Source organism: Nocardia sp. NPDC046473 (assembly GCF_040645995.1).
Lineage (GTDB): Bacteria > Actinomycetota > Actinomycetes > Mycobacteriales > Mycobacteriaceae > Nocardia.
Map to the genome: position 1 here is coordinate 1 of NZ_JBEYZJ010000004.1, position 19,578 is coordinate 19,578.

16 protein-coding genes are annotated in these 19,578 nt (G+C 68.6%); 1 reads left to right on the forward strand and 15 read right to left on the reverse strand.

Annotated features, from left to right (window positions below; genetic code table 11):
* Window positions 1-495 precede the first annotated feature (495 nt).
* The 15 genes from ftsZ to ABZ942_RS14485 form a co-directional block, all read right to left on the reverse strand.
* Entirely contained in the window at window positions 496-1,722 is a 1,227-nt protein-coding gene (gene ftsZ / locus ABZ942_RS14415; RefSeq protein ID WP_357381918.1) for a cell division protein FtsZ, read from the reverse strand.
* A 407-nt stretch (window positions 1,723-2,129) separates the two neighbouring features.
* Window positions 2,130-2,876, reverse strand: coding sequence for an FtsQ-type POTRA domain-containing protein (locus tag ABZ942_RS14420; RefSeq protein WP_357381920.1), 747 nt, complete (start codon window positions 2,874-2,876; stop codon window positions 2,130-2,132).
* Between the two features lie 85 nt (window positions 2,877-2,961).
* Entirely contained in the window at window positions 2,962-4,401 is a 1,440-nt protein-coding gene (gene murC, locus ABZ942_RS14425) for a UDP-N-acetylmuramate--L-alanine ligase (RefSeq protein ID WP_357383152.1), read from the reverse strand.
* A 43-nt stretch (window positions 4,402-4,444) separates the two neighbouring features.
* Window positions 4,445-5,578: an undecaprenyldiphospho-muramoylpentapeptide beta-N-acetylglucosaminyltransferase gene (murG, locus tag ABZ942_RS14430; protein ID WP_357381922.1), complete on the reverse strand. Its 1,134-nt coding sequence runs from the start codon at window positions 5,576-5,578 to the stop codon at window positions 4,445-4,447.
* The gene (gene ftsW, locus ABZ942_RS14435) at window positions 5,575-7,020 is read right to left on the reverse strand and encodes a putative lipid II flippase FtsW (protein ID WP_357381924.1); all 1,446 of its coding nucleotides are present in this window, start codon (window positions 7,018-7,020) and stop codon (window positions 5,575-5,577) included. Before ftsW ends, murG begins: the two co-directional genes overlap by 4 nt.
* Window positions 7,017-8,453 carry a UDP-N-acetylmuramoyl-L-alanine--D-glutamate ligase gene (murD, locus tag ABZ942_RS14440; RefSeq protein ID WP_357381926.1) on the reverse strand — a complete coding sequence of 479 codons (1,437 nt, stop codon included), beginning with the start codon at window positions 8,451-8,453 and terminating at the stop codon, window positions 7,017-7,019. The genes ftsW and murD overlap by 4 nt, the downstream gene beginning before the upstream one ends.
* Window positions 8,454-8,502: 49 nt before the next feature.
* Window positions 8,503-9,579: a phospho-N-acetylmuramoyl-pentapeptide-transferase gene (mraY, locus tag ABZ942_RS14445; RefSeq protein WP_150406558.1), complete on the reverse strand. Its 1,077-nt coding sequence runs from the start codon at window positions 9,577-9,579 to the stop codon at window positions 8,503-8,505.
* A gap of 67 nt (window positions 9,580-9,646) precedes the next feature.
* A complete protein-coding gene (gene murF, locus ABZ942_RS14450) occupies window positions 9,647-11,161 on the reverse strand; it encodes a UDP-N-acetylmuramoyl-tripeptide--D-alanyl-D-alanine ligase (RefSeq protein ID WP_357381928.1) in 1,515 nt (504 codons plus the stop codon).
* A complete protein-coding gene (locus ABZ942_RS14455; protein ID WP_357381930.1) occupies window positions 11,158-12,744 on the reverse strand; it encodes a UDP-N-acetylmuramoyl-L-alanyl-D-glutamate--2,6-diaminopimelate ligase in 1,587 nt (528 codons plus the stop codon). The genes murF and ABZ942_RS14455 overlap by 4 nt, the downstream gene beginning before the upstream one ends.
* Window positions 12,745-12,848: 104 nt before the next feature.
* Window positions 12,849-14,612 carry a penicillin-binding protein 2 gene (locus tag ABZ942_RS14460; RefSeq protein WP_357383154.1) on the reverse strand — a complete coding sequence of 588 codons (1,764 nt, stop codon included), beginning with the start codon at window positions 14,610-14,612 and terminating at the stop codon, window positions 12,849-12,851.
* 125 nt (window positions 14,613-14,737) lie between these two features.
* A complete protein-coding gene (locus tag ABZ942_RS14465) occupies window positions 14,738-15,550 on the reverse strand; it encodes a hypothetical protein (protein ID WP_357381932.1) in 813 nt (270 codons plus the stop codon).
* 165 nt (window positions 15,551-15,715) lie between these two features.
* Window positions 15,716-16,690: a 16S rRNA (cytosine(1402)-N(4))-methyltransferase RsmH gene (gene rsmH / locus ABZ942_RS14470; protein WP_357381934.1), complete on the reverse strand. Its 975-nt coding sequence runs from the start codon at window positions 16,688-16,690 to the stop codon at window positions 15,716-15,718.
* Window positions 16,691-16,958: 268 nt separating this feature from the next.
* Window positions 16,959-17,390: a division/cell wall cluster transcriptional repressor MraZ gene (gene mraZ / locus ABZ942_RS14475; protein WP_040733463.1), complete on the reverse strand. Its 432-nt coding sequence runs from the start codon at window positions 17,388-17,390 to the stop codon at window positions 16,959-16,961.
* A 415-nt stretch (window positions 17,391-17,805) separates the two neighbouring features.
* Entirely contained in the window at window positions 17,806-18,234 is a 429-nt protein-coding gene (locus ABZ942_RS14480; protein WP_357381937.1) for a DUF3040 domain-containing protein, read from the reverse strand.
* 148 nt (window positions 18,235-18,382) lie between these two features.
* Entirely contained in the window at window positions 18,383-18,823 is a 441-nt protein-coding gene (locus ABZ942_RS14485; RefSeq protein ID WP_357381939.1) for an SAV_6107 family HEPN domain-containing protein, read from the reverse strand.
* Window positions 18,824-18,964: 141 nt separating this feature from the next.
* Here ABZ942_RS14485 and ABZ942_RS14490 point away from each other — a divergent pair, with 141 nt between their 5' ends.
* On the forward strand, window positions 18,965-19,576 hold the full coding sequence (locus tag ABZ942_RS14490) for a GNAT family N-acetyltransferase (protein WP_357381941.1): 612 nt from the start codon (window positions 18,965-18,967) through the stop codon (window positions 19,574-19,576).
* The last annotated feature ends 2 nt before the right edge of the window (window positions 19,577-19,578 follow it).

Here is a 19,578-nt window from a genome sequence, read left to right on the forward strand (position 1 = left end):
GTGCTGGGCGCGCCAGGTGGGGTCCCCGACCTTAGTTATCGGTCAGGTGCGCGATGTCACGTTCCGGAGGTGGTCATCTGGCTGTGGTGCTGTTCTCGAGCGCTTTTCAAGGAATGAGTGTGTCGTGTGGGCGTTTTCGGGGCCGCTGGGCTCCGATGTGCACTCTTTGTTCTAGCTGAGCGCCCTTTCCTCAACCCTCACACCCGGTGTAGCGGGTGTGAGGGTCGCAGAAACGGTGATCGGCTGACAGAGGGGTGCGGGTGTGTGGGTGCCGGACGGTCGCAGCGGGACGCTGTCGGACGAGGGGCCGGTGTCGGACGAGAGCCGCACTGTCTCTCGGGATGTGCACTGGCTTTAGGGCCCTAGAGCGAGTGCAGATCCCGAGAGAGAGTGCAGATCTTGGCTGGGGGCCGGTGCTGGGGTGCGGCGAAGGCCCTGATCCCGTTCGGGGTCAGGGCCTTCGTGGTTCAGCTTGTTCTGTGCGGTGGCTGGGGGTCACCGTCGCATGAAAGAAGGGACGTCGACGTCGTCGTCATCGTCGTCGGGGGGTTCGATGTGGGCTCGGGTTTGGGCCAACGTCGGGTCCATTCGAGCCTTCTCGGTTTCGCGGTAGCTCGGGACGGCGCCGCGGGTGGAGCTGGTCGAGCTTGCGGTGGCGGCGGCTATGTCGGTGCTGCGTGCCGCAACCTCGGCGGGACGGTTCTGACCGATCTCGCCTGCGCGAGCCGATCCGATGGTGCCCGACCGAGTGGTCTCGAAGGTACGCCGGGCGGGTCCTCCACCGTCAAAACCCGCTGCGATCACGGTGACTCGCACTTCGTCGCCGAGCGAGTCGTCGATCACCGTGCCGAAGATGATGTTGGCCTCGATGTGCGCGGCCTCCTGGACCAGCGACGCGGCCTCGTTGATCTCGAATAGGCCGAGGTCGGAGCCGCCCGCGATGGACAGCAGCACGCCGTGCGCACCGTCCATGGACGCCTCCAGCAGCGGCGAGTTGATCGCCGACTCGGCCGCCTTCACCGACCGGCCCTCGCCGCGCGCCGAGCCGATGCCCATCAGCGCGCTACCGGCGCCGGACATCACGCTCTTGACGTCGGCGAAGTCGACGTTGATCAGGCCGGGGGTGGTGATCAGGTCGGTGATGCCTTGCACACCGTTGAGCAGCACCTCGTCCGCCGAACGGAACGCGTCCATCAGGCTCACCGCCGCGTCGCCGAGCTGCAGCAGCCGGTCGTTCGGGATCACGATGAGCGTGTCACAGGACTCGCGCAGCTGGCCGATGCCGGTCTCGGCCTGGCCGCCGCGCCGCTTGCCCTCGAACGAGAACGGGCGGGTGACGACACCGATGGTCAACGCGCCGAGCTTGCGCGCGATCTGGGCGACGACCGGGGCGCCACCGGTACCGGTGCCACCGCCCTCGCCCGCCGTGACGAAGACCATGTCGGCGCCCTTGAGCACCTCTTCGATCTCGTCCTTGTGGTCCTCGGCGGCGCGCCGGCCGACCTCGGGATCGGCGCCGGCACCGAGGCCACGGGTGAGTTCGCGGCCGACGTCGAGCTTGACGTCGGCATCGCTCATCAGCAGGGCCTGCGCGTCGGTGTTGACCGCGATGAACTCGACACCTTTGAGGCCCTGTTCGATCATCCGGTTGACGGCATTCACACCGCCGCCGCCGATACCGACGACCTTGATCACTGCAAGGTAGTTGTGCGGGGGCGTCATGGGCTCTCGCCTTCCTTCGATCTAAAGCCTGTCGTTTTCGGATTCGAGACACTCCGCCGGTTTCGCCTGAGCGGCTTCACTCAGCGAACCGCCGCCCGGGCAAACCCTAAACCTCAACCATAGGGTTAGCGTTATGTCAAGTATCCGACTGCTGCGGAACGCTATTCGCCGCCGCCGCAATACGCGCGCAGGCGCGCCGAAACGAAAGACAGAATCTTGTGTGATCCCTCTCGTCTCGCAGCGCCGCACGACGTATGGTGAACGGTTGCCCCCCGGCGCTCGGTAGCCGGCGCGAGGGCCGGCGGCGTGAGCGTCAGGCCCGGAAGCGGCAGCTCGCGTGACCATGGAGGGTCTGCGAACGCCACCCGTCGAATACTGCAATTCGACGCGGGCGCAATGGGTATCGCTCACTTTACCGTGACCAGGTTGGGACTCGACACATCGAACACCGTTCCGGGGCGGGTCAGCAGCGGGAGCACGACGGCCGACTTGCGTTCGGCGTCGTTCATCCCGCCCCAGAGTACCGTGCGCCCGTCCTTCAGATTCAACGAAACATCCGAAATGGACCGCGCCACAACCTCGTCCACCTGAACCACCAGCGCGGGCGGCAGCGCGGCGAGCACCGCCACCGCGGCCCTGGTCACGGGCGCGTCACTGGCCGGATGATCGGTGACCAACTTGGGCACACCGATCGGCGCGTCCTCGATCGCGAACTCCACGCTCTCGGCGTCGAGCAGATGCGCACCCTGCGGACTGTCGAAGAACAGCACCGGAGTCCGCTCGACCACGGTCACCCGCACCGTCGACGGGAAGACCCGCTGCACGCGCGCCGAGCGCACCTTCGGAATGCTCGCCACCCGCCGCGCGATGGCGGTGGTGTCGATGCGCAACATCGAGCGCCCCGACGGGATTTCGAGCAGTTCGCGCACCTGCTGCTCGGGCACCGCGACCACGCCCTCGATCTTGACGGTGCGCACCGAGAGCACGGGCGTGAACCAGGCGACCGCACCGACGATTGCAAGAACGCACACGCCCAGCAATCCCCATAGCCGAACCCGCCGCCACCCGTTCGGGCCGAGTCGCGCACCCACCGACCGCGCCGCGCCGAAACGCCGCTCACGCACCGACGCACGCCCCGATCCGCTCCTGGTCACGACGGCTCCTCGCTGACGCTCGGCCCCGTCGTGCCCAACGGCGGGCTGTGTCGTTGGTTCGCTCGCTGAAGTCGGCGCACGAGCCTCACCGCCCGTACTGTGGACGCGCCCGTAAACCGTCGAGGATCTGGCTGCCGAGCATGGTCACATCGCCCGCGCCCATGGTGATCACGACGTCACCGGGCAACGCGAGCTTGGCCACCTGACGGCCCACCCGCGACATATCCGGCTGGTAGTGCACGGGTTTGGTGACGGACTGGGCGACCAGCGCGCCATTCACGCCGGGCAGCGGCTTCTCCCGCGCGCCGTACACATCGAGCACGACAACCTCGTCCGCGAGGCTCAGCGCGGCACCGAAGTCCTGCGCGAAAGTCGCGGTGCGGCTGTACAGATGCGGTTGGAAGACCACGATCACCCGGCCCTGCCGCGACCGCGCTCCGTCGCGCGCCTCCTGCTGCACCAGCTCGGCGGCGGCGCCGAGCACGGCCCGCACCTCGGTCGGATGGTGTGCGTAGTCATCGAAGACGCGCACCCCGTTCTCCCGGCCCGCGAACTGGAACCGGCGGTGCACGCCACCGAAACCCTCCAGACCCTGGATGATTTCGTCCACATCGGCACCCGTCGCGCGGGCGGCCAGCAGCGCGGCCAGTGCGTTCAACGCCATGTGCCTGCCCGGCACCGACAATCGCAGCGTGCGCGGCGTCGCTTCGTCGTCGAGCTGGAACTGGGCGATGCCGCCGACATCGCGCGGCTCCCAGCTGTGCAGCCGCACGCCGACCGGCACCGGCGCGTCGGCGAGTTCGCCGGAGCCGTAACCGAGCACACGAATGTTCTTGGCGGCCAGCTTCTCGCCGACCCGCTCGGCCAGCGCAAAGGAGCCTGGATCGTCCAAACAGACCACCAGCAGCCCACCTTCGGTGAGCCGATCGGCGAAGTCGTCGAAGACCTGGACGTAGGCCTCGTCGGTGCCGAAGTAATCCAGATGATCGGACTCGATGTTGGTGACCACCGCGACATCCGGGTCGTATTGCAGCAGCGACCCGTCGCTCTCATCGGCCTCGGCGACGAAGATGTCCCCGGTGCCGTGGTGGGCGTTGGTGCCTGCCTCGTTCAGCTCGCCGCCGACCGCGAAGGACGGGTCGAAGCCGCAGTGCTGCAACGACACGATGAGCATCGAGGTGGTCGAGGTCTTGCCGTGCGTGCCCGAAACGAGCAGGGTGCGATGTCCCCGCATCAGCGAGGCGAGCACGGCGGGCCGCAGCAGCACCGGGATGTCGCGCCGATTCGCTTCCATCAGTTCGGGATTGGTCTTCGGGATGGCCGCGTAGGTGGTGACCACCACGGTCGGTCCGCCGGGCAGCAGGTCGAGGGCGCTGGCGTCGTGGCCGATGCGCACCTGCGCGCCACGCGCCCGCAACGCGAGCACACCGCGACTCTCCTTGGCGTCCGAGCCGGACACGGCACCACCACGGGACAGCAGGATTCGCGCGATGCCGGACATGCCCGCCCCGCCGATCCCGACCATGTGCACGCGCGCCAACGACGGCGGCAGCGCCGAGAGATCCTCGTCAACCACGTGCGACCTCCAACACGATCCGCGCCACCGCGTCCGCGGCGTCGCGATGTCCGGCGCCGGCCGCGGCACGACCCATCTCGATCAGCCGTGCGGAGTCCATGAGCAGCGGAATCACCTCATCGATCACGTATTTCGGCGTCAGCTCCGAATCCGGGACAATTCTGCCCCCGCCCTGCCGGACGACGGGCCTGGCATTGAGTTCCTGCTCGCCGTTGCCGTGCGGGAGCGGCACATAGAAGGCGGGTAGCCCGACCGCCGACACTTCGGCGACGGTCATCGCACCCGATCGGCAGACCACCGCGTCGGCGGCGGCGTAGGCGAGGTCCATCCGGGAAAGATACGGCACCGCGACATACGGTGCGGTCGCGCCACTCCCGGCCGCGGATCGCTGCGCAGGCTCCGCTCCTGCGGCGACATCGAGGGTGTTCTTGGGTCCGTGCGCGTGCAGCACCGAGATACCCGCTGCGGCCAGCTGCGGCGCGGCACCGGACACCGCCTCGTTCAAGCTGACCGCGCCCTGCGAGCCACCGAACACCAGCAGCACCGGTCCCTCTGCGGGCAGTCCGAAGTGCGCCCGCGCCTCGGCCCGCAGCGCGGCTCGATCGAGCGTGGTGATCGCGGCGCGAACCGGGATGCCGACGACCTGCGCTCCCGCCAGCCCCGAATCCGGTACTGCGGCAAGCACTCGCGCGGCCCGGCGCGCGCCGACCTTGTTCGCGATCCCGGCCTTGGCGTTCGCCTCGTGCACCACCACCGGCACCGCGCGCCTGCGCCGCAGCAGACCGGGCCCGGCGGCCAGGTACGCGGGCAGCGCCACATATCCGCCGAAGCCGACGATCACATCGGCCTCGACCGCGTCGATCACCGCCCTGGTCCGCGCCACCGAGGCGCGCACCCGGCCGGGCAGCCGCAGCAGATCCGCAGTCGGCTTACGCGGCAACGGCACCGGCGGGATGAGTTCGAGCGGATAGCCGCGCTCCGGAACCAGCTTGGTCTCCAGGCCGCGCTCGGTGCCCAGTGCGGTCACCCGGATCGAATCGTCGAGCCGCCGCAGCGCGTCCGCCACCGCGAGGGCGGGTTCGATATGGCCCGCCGTGCCGCCGCCTGCGACGATTACCGAGATCACCTAGATTTTCCTCGTTCTCTTGTGTGGTTGACCGGGTAGCTGGGTTCCCACGCTCTGGTGGCCCGCAGCGAGCTGGTGCCGCGACTCTCCGGCGAGCGGCGTCGTCCCGGCTCCGGCTGCGGCCGCCGCGCGGGCAACGCTTGTCTGCCCGGCCGTGGCGCCTTTCGCTGGGCGGACTTCGCCCTGGCGGCGCTGGCCCGCGCCGGCGAGTACACCTCCGGCTTGGGCAGCCGCAGCAACTTACTGAACCTACCGTCTTGCCCGGCATGCAGCGCGGAGACGGCCTCCGGTTCGTGCCTGGCCGCGTTGGCGATGATGCCGAACATGAACAGGGTGATGGCCAGCGACGAACCGCCCGCCGACACCAGCGGCAGCTGCAGGCCGGTGACCGGCAGCAGGCCGACCACGTAGCCGATGTTGATCAGCGCCTGACCGGTGATCCACGTCGTGGCGGTCGCGGTGAGCAGCCGCAGGAACGGATCGACCGAACGGCTGGCGATGCGAATTCCGGTGTAGACGAACAGCGCGAACAGTCCGAGCACCAGGGCGCAGCCGAGGAAGCCGAGCTCCTCGCCGATGATGGCGAAGATGAAGTCGTTGTGCGAGTTGGGCAGGTAGCTCCACTTGGCCCGGCTCTGCCCGAGGCCGCGGCCCCAGATGCCGCCGTCGGCGAGCGAGTAGAGCGCTTGGCGCGCTTGATAACCCATGCCCTGCGGGTCGTCGCCGGGGTTGAAGAACGCGCGCATGCGATCGGATCGATAACCCGCCGACAAGGCGAGCACCGTCGCCGCGACCAGACCGGAAACCGCGACCGTCACGAACAGCCGCAGCGGCAGGCCGCCGAACCAGAGCAGCGCCGCGATCACCATGCCCAACGCGATCGTCGTCGACAGGTTCGGCTCCACCACGACGAGCAGACACACCAGCAGACCCGCCGGAACCAGCGGCATCAGAATGTCTTTCAGCCCCGCGTGCTCCGAGCGACGCGACGCCAGCAGGTGCGCGCCCCACACCACCAACGTGACTTTCACGATTTCCGATGGCTGCACGTTGAAGACGCCCAGGTCGATCCACCGCCGCGCACCCTGCACCTTGGAACCGATCCCCGGGACCAGCACCAGTACCAGGCCGAGCACCGAAAGCACGAACAGCGGAAACGACCACTGACGCAACCGGCGCAGTGGAATACGCAGCGCGAGGTAGAACAGCACGGCACCGATCGTGGCGAACATCGCCTGCTGGATGAACAGCGAATACGCCGATCCCCCATCGGCATACGCCTCGACGCTGGACGCGGACAGCACCATCACCAAACCGAGCACGGTCAGCAAGGTGGCGATGGTGACGACCAGATGAAACGACGCGAGCGGCCGCGCCAGCCAGGCCACGAACCTGGCGCCGGCTCGGGGTTGCTGTTCCTTACGCCGCGTCGTTTCCGTCATAGTGTCCGCCCGACGTCACCGTCTTCCAGTGCGTGCACCGCCGCCGCGAAACTGCGGCCCCGATGCGTGTAATCGGCGAACATGTCCAACGATGCCGCCGCGGGGGCGAGCAGTACGGCGTCGCCGCGTCGGGCGAACCCGGCCGCGGCCTGTACGGCACGCGCCATCACGGCGTCGGCCTTATCTCTCGACGCGTCACCCATCCCTGCATCGTCTCCCGCGATCAGCTCGATGACCGGGACCTCAGGCGCGTGTCGCGCCAACGCGGCCGCGAAAACCGGCGCGTCCGCCCCGATCAGCACCACCGCGACCAGCCGATCGGCGACCTCTTCGACCAGGTCCTCGATCTGCGCGCCCTTGAGCTGACCACCGGCCACCCAGACCACCTGCGGGTGCGCCAGGATCGCGGTGCGCGCGGCATGCGGGTTGGTCGCCTTGGAGTCGTCGATGAAGTCGACGCCGCCGACCTCACGCACGAACGCGGACCGGTGCGGGCCGACCTTGTGCTCGATCAGCCCCTCCCGGATGAACTGCGGCGCAACGTCGATGGCCCTGGTGAGCGCGGCCGCGGCGAGCGCGTCGGCGACACCGGCGGGCCCGGGCGGGCTGATGTCGCCGACCTCGGCCAGGATCGCGGCCTTGGTGAACGCGCGATCGAGCAGCTTGCCGTCGACCACGCCGAGCTCACCGTCGGCCGGCACGCCGATCCGGAAGCCAACGGTGCGACGGGCTTTCGAACGGCGGGCCAGCGAGGCGGCCACCGGATCGTCGAGCCCGACCACACCGACCCGGCCGACCAGCGCCCGCGCCTTGGCGGCGGCGTACGCGTCCAGGCCGCCGTGCCAATCCAGGTGATCCTCGGCCACATTGAGCACCACGCCCGCCTCCGGACGCACCGACGGCGCCCAGTGCAGCTGGAACGAGGACAGCTCGACGGCGAGCACCTGCGGTCCCGGGTTGCGCCGCAACGCATCCAGGATCGGCAGGCCGATGTTGCCGCACGCGACGCTGGGGATGCCCGCGGCGCGCAGGATGGCGTGCGTCATCTGGGTGGTGGTGGTCTTGCCGTTGGTTCCGGTGATCACCAGCCACTTGCGCACCGGGCCGTAGATCCTGGCTTGATCGACCCACCAGGCGAATTCGACGTCGCCCCACACCGGCGTACCCTCGGCGACCGCCGCGGCGAGCACCGGTGAGTCCGGTCGCCACCCCGGACTGGTGATCACCAGTGCGAACCGGCTCCAGTCGGTGGTTTCCAGTTCCACGCAGGTGGCGATGTCCAGGCCGAGCCCGGCCGCCTCGGCCAGCGCCGCGGCGCCGCCGTCGGTGACCACCGGGCGCGCGCCGATATCGCGGAGCGGCTCGATCAGCGAGCGCCCCGATATGCCCCAGCCCGCGACGAGAACGTCACGGCCGCGCAGGAATTCGAGCATGGGCCCTGGTGATCGCAGGGCCCGAGGAGAATGTTCGACCATCGCTAGTTCACCCGACCGCAGAGAGATATTCGCTGTAGAACAAGCCGAGCCCGACGGCGGAAGCCATCGCGGCCAATAGCCAGAACCTGATGATCACCGTAGTCTCGGCCCACTTGCTTAGTTCGAAGTGATGATGGAACGGCGCCATCTTGAACAGCCGGTTGCGCGTGGTGCGGTACACCGCCACCTGCAGCACGACCGACAGGGTTTCGGCAACGAACAGGGCGCCGATGACGATCATCAGCAGCTCGGTCCGGGTGGTGATAGACAGTCCGGCCAGCATGCCGCCGAGCGCAAGCGAACCGGTATCACCCATGAAAATCTTGGCGGGCGCGGCATTCCACCACAGGAAGCCGACGCACGCCGCGGCACCCGCGGCGCAAACCAGCGCCAGGTCGAGCGGGTCACGCACGTTGTAACAGCCGACCTCGGCCTTGATCTCGCAGGCGTGGTAGTACTGCCAGAACGTGATGACCACGTAGCCGCCGAGCACCAGGCTCATCGATCCGGCGGCCAGCCCGTCCAGCCCGTCGGTGAGGTTCACCGCGTTGGACCAGGCGACGACCACCAGGCAGACGAAGACCAGGAACACGACGACACCCATCGTCACCGTGCTGATGTCGCGCACATAGGACAGATGCCTGCTGGCCGGGGTCAGCCCGCTCGCGCCGCGGAACTGCAGTGCGAGCACGCCGAACACAACGGCCGCGGTGAGCTGGCCGAGGTACTTGCCCGCGGCGGTCAGGCCGAGGTTGCGCTGCTTGCGGATCTTGATGAAGTCGTCCACGAAGCCGACGCCGCCGAGCGCGGTGGCCAGGCCGAGGACCAGCAGGCCCGAGGCCGACGGCCCGTCCGCCCGATAGCCGATACCGATCAGGTGCGAGCCGAGGTAGCCGGCCCACATGCCGATGATGATGGCGACGCCGCCCATGGTGGGCGTGCCGCGCTTGGCCTGGTGACTGGCCGGGCCGTCGACCCGGATCTCCTGGCCGAAGCCCTGCTTGGCGAACATCTTGATCAGCAGCGGGGTCAGCAGAATCGACACGGCGAGCGCAATCGCCGCCGCGAATAGAATCTGTCTCACGACTCAGCCTCACTAGCGCTCGACCCAGCCGTACGACAAGCGGTCGCTGTATTGATGGTCCGCTCGCTCACTCCAATGCCTCCGTGCTTCCCGTACGTCCGCTGGATGGCTCCGATTTGATCAAGTGTTCGGCGACCTCCCAGAGGCCCACCGACTTCGACGCCTTGACCAGCACCACATCACCCGCCTCGACTTCGTCGTCGAGCAACGCGATGGCCGCGCCGATGTCGGGCACGAGGATCGACTCCTCGCCCCAAGAGCCTTCCATCACGGCTCCCTGATGCATCGCGCGGGACGGCCTTCCGTCGCCGACCACGATCAGCCGGTGCACGTCCAACCGCACTGCGAGCCTGCCGATCCGGTCGTGCTCGATCACGGATTCTGCACCGAGCTCGCCCATTTCGCCGAGCACCGCCCAGCTGCGGCGCGGGGTTTCGCCCGCGCGCGACATGGTGACCAGGGCCTTGAGGGCGGCGCGGACGGAATCCGGGTTGGCGTTGTAGGAGTCGTTGATCACGGTCACGCCGCCCGCGGTGGTTTGCACGTCCATGCGGCGGGCGGACGCGGCGTGGGCTTCGGACAGCGACTGCGCGATGGTGTCGAGGTCGGCGCCGCATTCGAGGGCGACCGCGACGGCGGACAGCGCGTTGCCGACCTGGTGTTCGCCGTGCACCGCCAGGTGGATCGGGATGCTGCCCACGGAGGTGTGCAGGGTGAATCCGGCTCGCGCTTCGTCATCGAGCCGGATATCGGTGGCGCGGATGTCGGCGCCGTCGGATTGGCCGACGGTCACCACGCGGGCGGTGGTGCGCGAGGTCATCGCGGCGACCTGGTTGTCGTCGGCGTTGAGTACAGCCAGCCCGGATGGCGGAAGTGCCTGCACCAGTTCGCCTTTGGTCTTGGCGATGGCCTCGCGGCTGCCGAATTCACCGAGGTGCGCGGTGCCGACGTTGAGCACCACGCCGATGGTCGGCGGCGCCACCTCGGCGAGCGCCGCGATATGGCCGGGGCCGCGCGCGGACATCTCGAGCACCAGGAAACGCGTATCGGCGTTGGCGCGCAACGCGGTCCACGGGTGGCCGAGCTCGTTGTTGAACGAGCCGGGCGGGGCGACCACCGAGCCAAGCGGCGCGAGCACGGCCGCGAGCAGGTCCTTGGTGGAGGTTTTGCCGGACGAGCCGGTCACTCCGATCACGGTGAGAGTGCCTGCCGCAGTGAGGCGTTGCACACTGGCGCGGGCCAGGTCGGCCAGCGCGGCGAGCACTGCGGCCCCCGAACCATCCGAATCACCGGCCAGCGCAACGGAAGTCGACGGCACCGAACCGGGGCTGGGGGTGACGACGATGGCGGGCACACCCACCGGCCGTGCCGCCAGCACCGCGACCGCACCGGCGGCGACCGCCGTCGCCGCCCAGTCGTGGCCGTCGGACCGCTCGCCGGGCAGCGCCAGGAACAGATCACCGGAACCGATTCGGCGCGAATCGAATTCGACCGAACCGGTCACCCGCACCTCCGGGTCGGGGACGTCGTGCAGCGTGCCGCCGACGACGTCCGCGATCTCCCGCAGTGTCATCTCGATCATGAAACCGTCAAGTCCTCCGCGTCCGCGTCATGCGGACTTCGCTTGTCCAGTGCCGCCGCGAGCACGTCGCGGTCGTCGAAGGGGTGCTTCACACCCCGGATCTCCTGCCCTGCCTCGTGCCCCTTACCCGCAACCAGTACCACGTCGCCGGGCTGAGCCCAATTCACCGCCGCCGCAATGGCTTCGGCGCGGTCGCCGAGCTCGCGCACCTCGCCGCGGCCGGCCTCCGCCAGTGCACCGGTCCGCATCGCCGCCCGGATCTGCGCCGGGTCCTCGCTGCGCGGGTTGTCGTCGGTGATGATCACCAGGTCGGCGCCTTTGGCCGCTACCGCGCCCATCAGCGGACGTTTACCCGCGTCGCGGTCGCCACCGGCCCCGACCACCACGGCGAGGCGCCCCGGCGATTCCGGCGCGTCCACCGCGAGATGTCCACGCAGCGTGGCGATCACCGATTCCAGCGCGGCGGGCTTGTGCGCGTAGTCGACGATCGCGAGAAAGTCCTGCCCGCGCTCCACCCGCTGCATCCGGCCCGGCACGTCGACGGTGGCCAGGGCGGGCGCGGCGATCGAGGCGTCGACGCCGGCGGCCGCGCACACGGCGACCGCGAGCAGCCCGTTGGCCACGTTGTAGCGGCCGGGAAGACGCAGTCGCACAGCGACATTGCCGCTCGGTCCGGTCGCGGTGAACTCCTGCTCGCCGCCATGGGCGGCGATCGGGCCGTCCAGCGACCAAGCGCCAGTTCCGGTGGTGGACACCGTGATCGGCGCTTCGAGCCCGTCCGCGAGGCGTCGGCCCCACTCGTCATCGATACAGATCACCGCGGTCCGCGCGGCGATCGGCGACGTCGGCTCGAACAGCCTGCGCTTGGCGGCGAAGTAGTCCTCGAAGTCGGCGTGGAAGTCCAGGTGGTCCTGCGACAGGTTGGTGAACGCACCGACCGCGAAGCGGACACCGTCCACCCGGCCCAGCGCCAGCGCGTGGCTGGACACCTCCATCACCACCGCGTCCACGCCCTGCTCGACCATCAGCGCGAACATCGCGTGCAGCTGCGGCGCCTCGGGCGTGGTCAGCGCGCTCGGCACCCGACGACCGCCGATCCTGGTCTCGATGGTGCCGATCAGTGCCGTCGACAGTCCGGCCGCGGCCAGACCGGCCTCCACCAGATAAGAGGTGGTCGTCTTGCCGGAGGTGCCGGTGATGCCGACGATGCGCAGCCGTTCGCACGGATTGCCGTAGATCAGCGCCGACAACTCGCCGAGCACCGCACGCGGATTCTCGCGCACCAGCACCGGAACGGCCAGCTCCCCGGCCAGCTCGGCGCCCGCCGCATCGGTGAACACCGCGACCGCACCGCGTTCGACCGCGTCGGCGGCGAACCGGGCGCCGTGCGCGTGCGCGCCGGGTAGCGCGGTGAACAGGTCACCGGGTCGCACGGCCTGCGACCGCTGCTCGATGCCGGTGACGTGGATCTGCGCGAGCGCGGGTCCGGTCGCCTCGGCACTGGTCGCCGCCAGCACGGCGGTCAGCGCGGTTTCCGGCGGATGGGCGGGCCGGAGCGCGTGCTGGCTGGACTGCGCAGGCACATTGCTCCTCTCTGATACGGGCGGGACTGGGACGACGAGTCAGGTTACCGACGGCCGGTCACGGCCCAGCAACGCACCTACGGTAAGTCCCAGACCGCACGGATTCAGTCCGCCTGGAGCACGAAACGTTTGGACGGCTCCGGCGACGGCGGGATGCGGTCGCGCTGCATCGCCCACGAGGCGATGCTGTGGAACAACGGTGCGGCCGACTGGCCGCCGCTGCCGTCCGAGCTGCGGATGGGGTTGTCGAGCATCAGGCCGATGACGTAGCGCGGGTTGTCGGCCGGGGCGATGCCCGCGAACGTGATGTAGAACGACGATGTCGAGTAGCAGCCGCAGTTGGGGTCGACCTTCTGCGCGGTGCCGGTCTTGCCCGCGATCTGGTAGCCGTCGATCGCGGCGGGCCAGCCGGTGCCGTTCTGGTTCGAGTTCATCGGATCACGCTGGACCACCGACTGGAACATGGTGCGCAGCGTCGCCGCGGTCTGCGGGCTCACCACGCGCACGCCGTCGGGCTGGGTCTCGTCGGTGCGGGTGCCGTCCGGCGCGATCTCGGCCTTGATGATCCGCGGCGGGATGCGCACGCCGTCGTTGGCGATGGCCTGGTACATGCCCGTCATCTGCAGCGTGGTCATCGAAAGCCCCTGCCCGATAGGCAGGTTGGCGAAGGTGCCGCCCGACCACTGATCGCGGGCGGGCACCACGCCGGCGCTCTCGCCCGGCAGACCGACGCCGGTTCGCTGGCCGAGTCCGAAACGATTCACCATGTCGGCGAACCGATCTTCGCCGACCCGCTGGGCCAGCATCAGGGTGCCCACGTTCGAAGACTTACCGAAGATGCCGGTGGTGGTGTACGGCGCCACGTCGTGGACCCACGCGTCGTGCACGGTCACGCCCGCCATCCGGATCTCGCCCGGAACCTGGTGCACCTCATCGGGATTGGTCAGTCCGTATTCGATCGAGGCGGCCGCGGTAATGATCTTGTTCACCGAACCGGGCTCGAACACGTTGGACACCGACGGATTGTCCAGGTCGGCGCCGGACCAATTCTGCGGTCCCAGTTGCGGATTGAAGGTGTTGTCGTTGGCCATCGACAACACCTGCCCGGTCTTGGCGTCGAGCACGACCGCCGACGCCGAGTTGGCGCCCGACATCTCCTTGGCCTGCTGCACCTGCTGTTGCACGTAGTACTGCAGGTCCGAGTCCAGGGTCAGCTCCACGCCGTGGCCGTTGACCGCATCCTGCTTGTCGCGCGAGCTGCCGGGAATGACCGCGCCGTCGGAACCGCGGTCGTACGTATGTGAACCGTCGGTGCCCGCGAGCACCGAGTCGAGCGAGGACTCGAGCCCGATCTGCCCGTGCCCGTCCCAGCCCGTGGCGCCGAGCACATTTGCGGCCAGCGAACCGCCCGGATGCTCCCTCGGATACTGCGAATCCGCGCCGACCTCCGGATACTGCGCGCGGATATCCGCAGCGATCCGCGGGTCGACGCCGCGCGCCAGGTACAGGAACGTCTCATCGCTACGCAGCTTGGCGAGCAGATCCGCTTCCGACGGGCCGCCCTTGCCGAGCTTGTCGTGCACGGTCTTGGCGATGGCCTTGAGCCGCTCGTCCGGATCGGGGGCCTTGTCGTTTTTGGCCTTCGCGTCGGCCAGCTGCTTGCGGACCGCGATCGGCTGGAAGTTCAGCTGTTTCGCGGCGATGGTGTACGCCAGCGACTTGCCGTTGCGGTCGGTGAGCGGACCGCGCACCGCGTAGTCGACCTCGGTGTTGCTGCGCTGGTTCGCCGCCTGCGCGGAAAGGCTTGGCGCGTTGATGGTTTGGATCCACAGCAATTGCAGCGCGACGACGCCGAGCGCGATCAGCATGATGATCCGGCCCGCGCCGAGCCGCCTGCGTTGCGGCCGGTCCTTCTTCGGTGGTGCGGAGCGTGGTCTGGCAGCCTTGCCTGGACCAGGCCCGCGTCGCTGGCGCGGGGCGGGCCTGGTCTGTGTCACCGCTGTCCTCCGTCTGGAAGGGCCTGTGGCTGTGCTGTTTCCGCCTGCGCCTGCGCGACATCGGTGGGCGGGTGCGCGGCGTCGGCCTGCTGCGGCGCGGCGGGGGCCGCCGGGACCGGACTGACCGGAACCGGGCTCGCCGGAGCAGCGTTCACCTGAACGTTGTTCGCCTGCGCACCGTTGCCCGGCGCGGACGGCAGGGCGGGTGGCGGCGGTGTGGTGGTCACCGGCACCACCCGTTCACCGCGAGCCTGTATGTTGGCCGCCTGCGGGTTTCCCGGCTGCCCGCTGCCGGGAGCGGCGGGCGACACGTTCAGCGGCGGCACCGGGGGGCCCTCTGCCGGAGTCGGTTTACCGATCACCGTCACGGTGCCGTCGGGCGCGACCACGATGCGGGCCGGGTCCTTGGCCGGGATCATGCCCAGCTCCCTGGCACGGGCGGCCAGGTCGGGCGCGGAATCCGCGGACTCCACGTCGCGCTGCAGCGCGGCGCGCTCGTCGGCCAGCCGCTTGTTGGTCGCTCTGATGTCGCCGAGCTGGTAGCTGTCCTCCGCGGCGCGGGTGGTGAGCAGCAGGGTGAGCGCGAGACCGCAGCCGAGCAACGCGATGATCGCCGCGACGAACGGAATGCGCCCGGCCATCGCCGATCGCTGCCGACGCGGCAGATCGGGTGTGTCCGAACGGGTTTCGGCACGCGTCCGGCGCCGGGCGTAGGCCCGTTGCGCGGCACCCGATTTCACCCGCTCGGATTCGTGCACCCGGCGGGCGATCCGCCCGGGTGCCTCGACGGTCCGCGTCCTAATGCTCATGCCTCCACCTCGCTGGCGCTCGGTTCCGGCATGTGCATGGCACGCTGGCACATGATTCGTTCGCTTCGCTCACTCATACTGCTGCCGTCCCCTCGTGAGTCTGTGCGGGACATCCGGCCTCCCTTGTCCAGGCCCCGCACCCGGTCCGCCGGACGAGCTCATGTCTCATCCGACCTCCTGAATTCGCTCCGCGGCCCGCATCCTTACGGGTGCGGCCCGCGGGTTTTCCTCGATCTCCGCCTCGGTCGCCTTCTCCGCGCCACGGGTCAACATCCGGAATTCCGGTCCCATGCCGGGCAATTCGACCGGTAGGTCGACGGGGGTCCTGGAGGCCGCGCGCGGCGCGAACTCCTGCTTGACCACCTTGTCTTCGAGTGACTGATACGACATGACGACGATCCGGCCGCCGATCCGCAGCGAATCGAGCGCCGCGGGCAGCGCGGCGCGCAGCGAATCGAGCTCGCGGTTGACCTCCACCCGCAGCGCCTGGAAGGTCCGCTTGGCCGGATGCCCGCCGGTGCGCCGGGTCGCCGCCGGTATCGCCGCGTAGAGCAGTTCGACCAGTTCGGCGCTGGTGGTGAACGGCTGCTGGGCCCGGCGGCGCAGCACCTCGGAGGCGATCCGGCCCGCAAAGCGTTCCTCGCCATAGGTTTTCAGCACCCGGGCCAGGTCGCCGTGGCTGTAGGTGTTGAGCACGTCGGCGGCGGTGGGGCCGGTAGTGGGATCCATCCGCATGTCCAGCGGCGCGTCGATGGAGTAGGCGAAGCCGCGCTCGGCCTCGTCGAGTTGCATCGACGACACGCCGAGATCCATCAGGATGCCGGAGACCGACCCGCGGGCGGACAGCCCGGCCTGGTCGAGCGCGTCGGCGATCCCGTCATATCGGGTGTGCACCAGGGTGACTCGGTCCGCGAACGGCGCGAGTCGCTCGGTGGCCAGCTTCAGCGCGGCGGTGTCGCGATCGAGACCGACGAGCCGGAGGCCGGGATAGGTGCGTAAGAAGTGCTCGGCGTGTCCGCCGAGACCGAGCGTCGCGTCGAGATAGACCGCGCCGGGTTCGGTGAGCGCGGGCCCGAGCAGCGCGTCGGCCCGGCCGAGCAGAACAGGAACATGGCGGGGGCCGTCCTGCTCACGGTTCACCTCGACCTCCCGGGATCTGCCTCGCTTCGTCGCGCACCGCGGACGGGTCGCCTTGTTCCTCTGTGCCGATGCGGGAGTTCCCGCACCCCATCGGCCCAACGAGCGCTTCGCGATTGTGTCTCATTGGGCCGCAAGTGCTTTTGCATAAGAAACCGTTGCCGGAGACGAATGCCCCGTGGTCTCTGACCGAACCGCGGCACCTGGCGTCGGGGAAGTACGTCAGGGTCCGCGTCCGGGCAGAGGCCGCGCGGCACTCGTTCGCTCGGGGCTAGAAGATTCCGCCCAGCGACTCGTCTCTCGCTTGCGAGAAATCCTCCTCGTGCTCGGCGAGGTAGGAGTCCCACGCCTGCTTGTCCCATATTTCGAGGAAGTCGACCGAGCCGGTCACCACGCAATCCCGTTGCAGGTTTGCGTAACGCCGATGTTCGGCTGACAACACGATCCGGCCCTGTGCGTCCGGACGTTGTTCATCCGTTCCAGCCGCAAGTGCCCGGACGAACGCGCGCGCCTGCGGGTTACTTCGAGATGCCGCCGCGGCCCGACGAGCGAGCGCGGTGAACTCTTCTTTGGGGTACACGGCAAGGCTGTGGTCCTGACCCTTCGTGACCATCAACCCTCCCGCCAGATCGTCTCGAAATTTCGCAGGCAACGTGAGTCGCCCCTTGTCGTCCAGCCGAGGTGTGTAGGTACCGAGAAACAACTCGATACCTCCCTAGTCGATCACCTCGATGGTCGGCCTTTCCGGTAGTGCGCGCTCCACATTACCCCACTTTCCCCCACTTTCAATCGAAACTGCCGGTGATCTGGCTCCCCGCTCAGGCGATTTCGCAGGTCATCCCAGCTATCACCATGGTGGAGAACTTTTTGCGTGTTCTGCCGACACGCACAGTCCGCATGGACAAAGGCCCGGAAACACCCAGCAAACGCCCAGGTGTCGCGTAGTTCAGCCAAGGATGGGGCGAAGTGGGGGATCTTGTGGGGAGAGGTGGGGCAACCGCCGCCGAGCGCGCGTGGCGATCATCGGCGGCACCGGGTTATCCACACGCAAGACGGCGACGCCGCACCGGATCGGTGCGGCGTCGCCGTCTGTCTGCGATTGTCAGGCTACGAGCGAGCTAATCCTGCTCGAACCGTCGCCGGAAGCGATCCTCCATGCGTTCGGAGAATCCGCCGGACTTGCGTTGGCGCCCACGCTGTCCGGCCGCTCCACCGCCTGGACCACCGGGCGTGGCGTCGCCGCCCGCCCGATCACCCTTCGCCATGCCCTTGGAGGTGCCGACCAGCAGCAGTACGCCGGCCGCGAACATGACGATGAAGCCGACCAGACTGATGATCGGGAAGCCGCCGGGCTTCACTGGAGCGGCGATGCCGGCGACGAGTAGAAACAGACCAAGGACGAACAAGGCCGCGGCCTGGAGTCTGCGACGACTCGAGGTCGAGCGAAGGCGCCCGCCGCGGACGGACGACGCGAACTTCGGATCCTCAGCATAGAGCGCGCTCTCGATCTGTTCGAGCATGCGCTGCTCGTGCTCGGAGAGTGGCACGGTACCTCCCCCGGCACTAGGCGTGGCTGTCGCCTCCGGGTAGGCGACCTGATAGCCGACCTTGGCGGCTATCTGTCACCAATGATACGAGTTCGATCAGGGCCGTACCACCTAGTCGCCCATAACTATGTGGGCGTGCCGCCGGTCACTATCCGGTCATGCCGTTTGTCCACCCCGGTGCGGGGCGCAACCGAGCCGATGCGGTAAGGAGATCTTCGACGTCGTGCAGGAATGCTCCTACCCGCGAATAGAACTCGTCGGCCTCGTCTTTGTCGATGTCCCGATCGAGTCCGGCCTCCAGTGCGGCCCTGGTCTCCGAGCGCGCGCTGAAGTAATCGGCCCACATGACGAACTCGGGCGCGGCGGATTGCATCAGCACCCAAGCGTTACGCGAACGAGCCCGCGGCGCGTGGTCGGCGCCGGTGAGTGCGATCACCGCGCCGGCACCACGCAAAGCGGCCAAATAGGCGGTGCGGAACCGCTCGCGCGGGTCCCGCTCCCCCGCCGCCTCCATCAGCAGGCCATCGGCCCGTTGCAGCAGTTTGCCCGCTCGACCGGGCTGTCCCGGATGTTCGACCCGACCAGACATCTCGGAGTCCCTCCGCCATCGCATACCTGGAGCCAACACCGCCTAGTGTGACCGAACAAGTATTCGAACGTTTGAATTGAGATTGAATATAGAGACGCCCACCGACAAACTTCCGCGCCCGCTGTGGACCCGACGAGAGCCATGACCGCCGTCAAGCCCAATCACACCCCCGCACCTGTCGTCGTCGACCTCTCCGTCGCGGCACTGCGCTCCCGGCTGCACGATGCACTGGCGGTGTATGTCGCGGCGATGGACTATCCGCGCGGCACCGAACACCATCGCGCGCCGATGTGGACCGAGCACACCACCCGTCCCGGCTGGCAGGCCGTGGCCGCGGTGGTCCCCGACGATTCGGGGCACGTCGACCTACGCTCGTCGCCGATCGTGGCGATCGCCTACGGCTACCGCGGTGCCGCGCACCAGTGGTGGCACCAGCAGGTGCACAGCGGGATGCGGCGCTCCGGCTGGCCGGAACATTCGACGCGCGAACTACTTTCGGACTACTTCGAGCTGACCGAGCTGCACGTGCACCCGTCGGCGCAGGGGCTCGGCATCGGCGGCACGCTGCTGGAACGGCTGCTGCGCGATCGGCCGGAGAAGGCCGTGCTGCTGTCCACCCCGGAGGTGGCCGGGGAAGACAACCGGGCCTGGCGGCTGTATCGGCGGCAGGAATTCACCGACGTGGTGCGGAATTTCGTGTTCGCCGGTGACAATCGGCCGTTCGCCATTCTCGGACGGCGGCTGCCGCTGTGAGG